The sequence below is a fragment of the Phytohabitans sp. LZ39 genome (genome assembly GCF_059359075.1).
On the sequence record NZ_JCADBM010000023.1, the window covers coordinates 178,429 to 184,639 of the forward strand.

Annotated in this window: 8 protein-coding genes; 3 read left to right on the forward strand and 5 right to left on the reverse strand. The window is 71.2% G+C overall.

What is annotated here, in order from left to right:
- Positions 1-78 precede the first annotated feature (78 nt).
- Positions 79-936, forward strand: coding sequence for a ClpX C4-type zinc finger protein (locus tag AC5L36_RS35345; protein ID WP_441222979.1), 858 nt, complete (start codon positions 79-81; stop codon positions 934-936).
- A gap of 7 nt (positions 937-943) precedes the next feature.
- Here the strand turns inward: AC5L36_RS35345 and AC5L36_RS35350 are convergent, their stop codons facing one another.
- The 3 genes from AC5L36_RS35350 to AC5L36_RS35360 all read right to left on the reverse strand — a co-directional run bounded on the left by AC5L36_RS35350 (position 944) and on the right by AC5L36_RS35360 (position 3,532).
- Positions 944-1,588, reverse strand: a complete 645-nt coding sequence (locus AC5L36_RS35350) for an alkylmercury lyase family protein (RefSeq protein WP_441222980.1) — start codon at positions 1,586-1,588, stop codon at positions 944-946.
- Between the two features lie 20 nt (positions 1,589-1,608).
- Positions 1,609-3,027, reverse strand: coding sequence for a mercury(II) reductase (gene merA / locus AC5L36_RS35355; protein WP_441222981.1), 1,419 nt, complete (start codon positions 3,025-3,027; stop codon positions 1,609-1,611).
- Positions 3,028-3,199: 172 nt separating this feature from the next.
- Entirely contained in the window at positions 3,200-3,532 is a 333-nt protein-coding gene (locus AC5L36_RS35360; RefSeq protein WP_441222994.1) for a YnfA family protein, read from the reverse strand.
- A gap of 124 nt (positions 3,533-3,656) precedes the next feature.
- On the opposite strand from AC5L36_RS35360, the gene AC5L36_RS35365 reads away from it, so the two are divergent.
- Positions 3,657-4,232, forward strand: coding sequence for a hypothetical protein (locus tag AC5L36_RS35365; RefSeq protein ID WP_441222982.1), 576 nt, complete (start codon positions 3,657-3,659; stop codon positions 4,230-4,232).
- On the opposite strand, the gene AC5L36_RS35370 is transcribed toward AC5L36_RS35365, so the two are convergent.
- A complete protein-coding gene (locus tag AC5L36_RS35370) occupies positions 4,174-4,884 on the reverse strand; it encodes a permease prefix domain 1-containing protein (protein WP_441222983.1) in 711 nt (236 codons plus the stop codon). The two genes, AC5L36_RS35365 and AC5L36_RS35370, sit on opposite strands and share 59 nt — an antisense overlap.
- The gene (locus AC5L36_RS35375) at positions 4,866-5,207 is read right to left on the reverse strand and encodes a PadR family transcriptional regulator (protein ID WP_441222984.1); all 342 of its coding nucleotides are present in this window, start codon (positions 5,205-5,207) and stop codon (positions 4,866-4,868) included. Before AC5L36_RS35375 ends, AC5L36_RS35370 begins: the two co-directional genes overlap by 19 nt.
- Before the next feature lie 214 nt (positions 5,208-5,421).
- On the opposite strand from AC5L36_RS35375, the gene AC5L36_RS35380 reads away from it, so the two are divergent.
- On the forward strand, positions 5,422-6,211 hold a 790-nt coding region (locus AC5L36_RS35380; protein ID WP_441222985.1), incomplete at its 3' end, for a carboxyl transferase domain-containing protein.

The following is a 6,211-nucleotide window of genomic DNA, read 5'->3' on the forward strand; positions in this document are numbered from 1 at the left end:
CGGTACCCAGGTACAGAGTCAACCCTCAGCGACAACCTTGGGTTGTCACCCCACGGTGCGACAACTTATGGTTGTCGGATGGCTGGTGTGTCGCTGGATGACCTGATCGCGCAGGTCCACCGCGCCGCGGGTGCGGACCATCTGAATCGGGTCGAGGCCGCCGTGGGCCTAGCGGGTGGGCTGAGTGAGCGGGCCGACGCTCTGGTCGACCACGTTGTCGGCGAGGCACGCCGGGCCGGGGTGTCCTGGACCGAGATCGGCGGCCGGCTGGGAGTGAGTAAGCAGGCGGCCCGCAAACGCTTCACCGAGCGTCCGCCGACGCCGGTACTCGCCGCGAACGTGGTGGTGCGGCCGCGGCTGCGAACGTGCCTGGACCGTGCGCACGAGGTCGCGGCGGCCGAGCAGGCCGGGCAGGTGGGCACCCATCATCTGCTGGCCGGACTGCTGGCCGAGGGGGTGGCGGCGGCGGTCCTCGACCAGATCGGGGTGACGGCGGCGGCCTTCCAGGAGTCGAGCAGCCGCCTGTTCGGCCCGCCCGCACCCGGCGACGGGCCGCCGATGCTGTCGCCGGAAGCCGTCTGCGCGATCGAGGCCGCCGCCCATCACGCTCAGGCCACCGCCGCCGATCCGGACCGGGTCGAGGTCGGCACCGAGCACCTGCTGCTGGTGCTCGCCTTCGATCCCGGGAGCCGGGCCCGCCGGGTGCTTGTCGACCTCGGCGCAGACATAGCCGTCATCAAGAAGGAACTGGCCTGCCACCTCACGTTGAACCCGCGCCGGATCGGCTGGCGGGGCAAACGTCGCCGCGGTCCGGCCTGCTCCTTCTGCGGGGCCGCCGAATCGGCGGGCCAGCCGCTGGTACACGGCCCCGGGGTGGCCATCTGCGGCACGTGCACGGCACGGTCCGCGCAAGCCTTGGAGCGTCGCACGGCCTAACTTGTTATTACTCGAGCAGCCTGCCGAAGGTGTCCACACCAGTCTGCATAGCTTCGCCCTGGTCCAGGACGACGCCGGACACCGCCGGGCGTGCGGCCAACCAAGAATGGGCGCTGGCCGGGTCGGTGAAGAAATTCAGCACGGAACAGCACCGGTCGACCGCCGGCACGCAGCAGTCCTCGTCCGCGCTGGTGCCCGTTACGCCGTTGACCACGACCGCGGTCACCGGCTCCCATGCCGCTTGTCCATCGTGGACGGTCACGGTGACTTGGTGGCCGTTGTGCGGGTCAGTAGAGCGAATCGTAGTGTCGCGCCCCAGCATCGCGCTCATGCCGAGCGCGTCGATGGCGCACATCGCGTACACGGTCGCCCCGCCGGCGATCGCCACCGTGTGCGTGGTGGGTCGGCCCGAGAACGGATACGCGGCCAGGATGCCCCCGCGTTCGTCGAGGCGGACCACGTCGCGGTCGTGCAGTTCGCGCAGCAGGGCGTCCAGGCTCGGGCCGGTGACGGCGGTCAGGCTGTCGCGGTCTGGCGGCCGGCCGGTGCTGGCGAAGGCGCGCAGGATGGCCCGGTGCACGCGGCGGGCCGGGGCGGATACGCCGGTGATGCGGTCGGTGGTGACACCGACCCGCAGCTGTGGCTTGTTCATCGTGATCCTCCACAAAGGGGTTAGGCGGCGCAGCAGGACAGGGTGGCCACGTCGTGGGTGAACGTCTGTGCGGCGAGCTTGAGTGCCTCGGCGGCGGTCAGATACGGCGCCCAGCCAGTAGCGAGCTGGTCGACTGTCACACCAGCGGTGAGCAGCCAGGCACCGGCGGCGGCAAGCTCGCCGGCGGCGTCGGCCACCGCGTGCACACCCAGCAGCCGACCGGTGCGCGTGTCGGCGACGAGTTTGACCAGGCCGCCGGTGTCGCGGTCGACCACCGCGCGCGGCAGTTGCGTCAGCGGCAACACCCTGCTGTCGCAGGTGTGTCCGGCGGCGGTCGCCTCGGCCTCGGTCAGCCCGGCGACGCCGATGGCCGGAATGGTGAACACGACCCGGGGCAGGTGCCGGTAGTCCACGCCGCGGCCGGCACCCGCGAGGGCGTTGTCCGCCACGATGCTGCCGTGGGCGGCGGCCACGTACACCAGCTGCGGATGTCCGGTCACGTCACCGGCCGCCCAGATTCGCGGGTTGCTAGTCCGCAGCTGGTCGTCCACGATCACCTCGCCGCGTGGGCCGGTCTTGACCCCCATTCCCACCAACCCCAGGCTGGTGGTGACCGGCCGGCGGCCGGTCGTCACCAACAGGCGCTGCGGCGCCAGGTGGTCGCCGTCGACCGTGATGCGGTACCGGTCGCCGTCCCGGCCCACAGTGGAGACCGTGGCGCCGGTGTGGATCGTGATGCCTTCGGCGGCGAACGCGGTCTCGATCGCGGCCGACACCTCGGGCTCCTCGAACGGAGCCAACCGGCCAGCCGCCTCCACCACGGTCACGCTGGTGCCGAGCCGGGCGAACAGCTGCGCGAGCTCCAGCCCGGTCGCGTTGCCGCCGAGCACCACCAGCGACTCCGGCAACACCTCCAGACCCACGGCCGTGGTCGAGGTGAGGTAGCCGGCCTCGGCCAGCCCGGGAATCGGCGGGATCCACGCGGCGGCGCCGGTGGCCACCAGATAGTGCTCCGCCTCCAGCCGGCTGGTGCCGCCCCCATCGAGCTCGACGTCCAGCACCGGCCCGCCCGCGGTGGCGGCGAACCGGGCAGTGCCCGCCACGATCGGCCAGCCATGCTCGGCGGCCAACGCGACGTACTTATCGGCGCGCATCGCCTCCACCACGGCGTCCTTGCCGGCGACCAGCTCGCCGAACGCCACCGGCCCAGCCTCGGCACGGATCCCCGGATAGCGGCTGGCCGTGACCGCCACCTGCCGAGCCCGCGCCGCGGCCAACAGCGCCTTGGACGGCACACAACCGGTGTTCACACACGTCCCACCCACCGTGCCGGCCTCGACCATCACCACCCGGGCACCCCGCCGCCGGGCCGCGATCGCCGCCGCGAAACCAGCCGCACCCGACCCCACGATCGCCATGTCATACACGTCAGTTCCCACCAGCTGACCGTAGGCCCGATACCCGAGTACCGAGTCAAGGCCGGCCAAGCGCGGTCGGGATCGACGAACCGCCCGGATCGAACCTGCTCCGAGCGTGGCTGGCTCGGCGGGCTATTGGCCATCTCACTTTTGACGCCCTCCCTCCACTGTCGGGACGGCTCGCCGCGAAGGGTCAGTCGCGGGGGGCGTACATCATCACGGCAGCGCCGAGAAGGCAGAGTGCAGCCCCAACAAGGTCCCAGCGACCCGGCCGGAACTTGTCCACAATGGCGGCCCAGGCGAGTGACCCTGCGACGAAGATGGCGCCGTAGGCGGCGAGTACGCGTCCGAAATGCTGCTCTGGCTGGAGGGCCGCCAGGAAGCCGTAGAGGCCGAGGATGAGCACTCCACCTGCGATCCAGATCAGGCCGCGGTGTTCCCGCCAACCCTTCCAGATCAGCCACGCGCCGCTGATCTCCGCGAGGGCGGCGAGCAGGAAGAGCGCGATCGAGCGCACGATCGTCACGGGCATGGAGGCCATCGAGACAGAGAAGATCACGGCGCCCTCCGAGAGTTGACCGGCATCGGGTAATACACTAGCGTCGCTACATGTAGCAATGCTACAAGGAACTGCGGTCCGGGAGGCCGGCATGCAGGCCGTCCATGTCATTGCGGCGGAAGCCGCGGCCGTCGTCATTTCGGATCGCGGTCCGGTGTTCCGCGCGGCGCTCGTCGTGCACATCCTGGCCGGCCTGACCTCTGTGGTCAGCGGCGCCCTGGCAGCCGCGTCGCGCAAGCAAGGGGGTCGCCACCCGGCGGCCGGCACCGTGTATTTCTGGGGCTTGGGCGCGGTGTTCGCGACCGCCACCGTGATGGCGAGTATGCGCTGGAGCCGCGACGCTCACTTGTTCGCCATCGCCGCGATCGCCTACACCCTCGCTATAGGCGGCCGCATCGCCCGCCGGCGCCGCCCCCAAAACTGGGCCGTGTGGCACGCGGCGGGGATGGGCGGCTCGTACATCGCCTTGCTCACCGGCTTCTACGTGGACAACGGCTCGCAGCTGCCGGTGTGGGATCGCCTGCCACATCTGGCGTACTGGGTGTTGCCGGCGGCGGTTGGCGTGCCGCTGATCGTCCTGGGTCTCGTGCGCTTCGGAGCGCCACGGCTCAAGCCGCCGCGGCCCGGAGCGCGGCGCACCGGCGCGCCGCCAGCCCCGCAAGAGTGAGGCGGACGCCGCTGACGAGAACTGCCACCAACGCCAGCCATGACTCGTCGGCCCCGCGCACGGTCGAGATGATCAGGCCGGTGATCAAGGTGGCATCCCCGACAACGCAGCCGATGGCGGCGAAGCTCGCCGCGGCGGCCGCCAGCCGGGGACCAACCGGAAGCCGTCGTGCGACCGTGCCAGCCCCTGCCGTGGCGAGTAAGGCGGCCGGCACAACCAGCGCGAGGACGACGGCGTAGGTCGGGATGGTCGACAGCATGGCGGTCAGTTCACCGCTCCAGCCGAGGCCCTCGCCTCGGGCGACGAACGCGGCCAGCCACACCAGCCCCACGGCGGGTCCGGTGCAGACCAACGCGAGCCCGACGCGGTGGGCTGTGATGCCGGCCAGCTCGGTGGCGAAATGGGCGGCCAGCGAGCGTGGACTGCCGAACTCTTCGATGGCGGCCGTGGCGGCTTGGTCGGGCGTGGCTCCCTCTGCCTGATACTTCTCGACAGTGTCGGCGAGGCCGTCGCCGACCTCGGCGAGGATCGCCGTCCTCGCCCGCCGCGACCCGGGCAGCCCACGCGCGAGCTCGTCCATGTAGTCCTCGAGCGAGGGCCGCGCGGCGGGATCCACGTCGGGCGGCAGGGCTGTTACGCCGGCGCCGGCCATGAGGTTTCCCCGTTGAGCACCGCCGACATCGCGCTGGAGAACTCCTGCCAGTTCGCCCGCTGCGCGGCCAACTCCTTGCGCCCCGCTGAGGTCAATGAATAGGAACGCCGGCGGCGGCCCTCGTTGGTCGACCACGACGCGGCGACCAGGCCTGCGCGCTCGAGCCGGTGCAGTGCGGGATAGATCGTGCCGGTCGGCAGGTTGAACGTCCCGTTGCTGTTCGTACGGAGCGCCTCCATGACGGCGTACCCGTGCAACGGCCCGTCCTCCAGCGCCGCCAACATCAAGCCGTCCAGGTGGCCCTTCAGTACCTCCGCCCTCATACCAAGTAACGCTACACCTCATGCCCGTAGCCGAGCAGCGGTACCGCGGCTTCAGGCGAAGGTCGGCGGCGCGGTACTCGGGTCTTCCCCGGGGTGACAGCGCCGATGTCACGGCACACTCTGCTTCGACGCCGCCGCACCGGGCCAGGTTAGAGCCTGGCCAGCCGAGACCGGTCCAGTGCGGCGGTCATCGGACACCGACTTGAGGAGAGCCATGGAGCGGCCTGCGCCCTGGACAACGGGCGCCGGGCCGTTGGATCTCTGGGGTGCGAACCTCGGGCTTCGCGAGCTGTTCGACGACGGATGGCTTCGTATCACGCAGGCCCGTGAGCAGGCCGGCGTGCTGTGGGGGCGAGGGCTGATCGACGGGATGCCAGCGGTGGCGTACGCCGTCGCCGCCGACCCGGGCGGCGCGATGGGCGGAGAGGGCTGCCGGCACATCGTCGAAGCGATCGACGCCGGGGTGCGCGAGCGGGTCCCGGTGCTGGGCCTATGGCATTCGGGAGGTGTACGGCTGGCCGAGGGTGTGGTCGCACTCGACGCGGTCGGCCTGGTCTTCGCGGCGATGGTGCGGGCCTCGGGGCGCGTACCGCAGATTGCGGTGGTGCTCGGCCCGGCGGCCGGTGGCGCGGCGTACGGGCCGGCGCTGACCGACATCGTCGTGATGGCGGGCGCGGGCCGGATCTTCGTGACCGGGCCGGAGGCAGTCCGCTCGGTCACGGGTGAGCAGGTAGACATGGAGTGTCTGGGCGGTCCCGAGCCGCACGGCCGGCGTTCCGGCGTGGTGCACGTGACCACGGATGACAACGAGTCCGCGCTGGCCATCGGTCGACGGCTCGCGGTACTGCTGGGCCAGCAAGGCCGTATATCCGCCGCGGACGCCCGCGAGGGCGTGGATCTCGCCGCCCTCATGCCGGCGCAGCCCAACCGGGCGTACGACGTGAAGCCGGTCATCAAGGCCCTGCTCGACGGCGAGTCCGTGGAGCTGCACGCGCGCTGGGCGC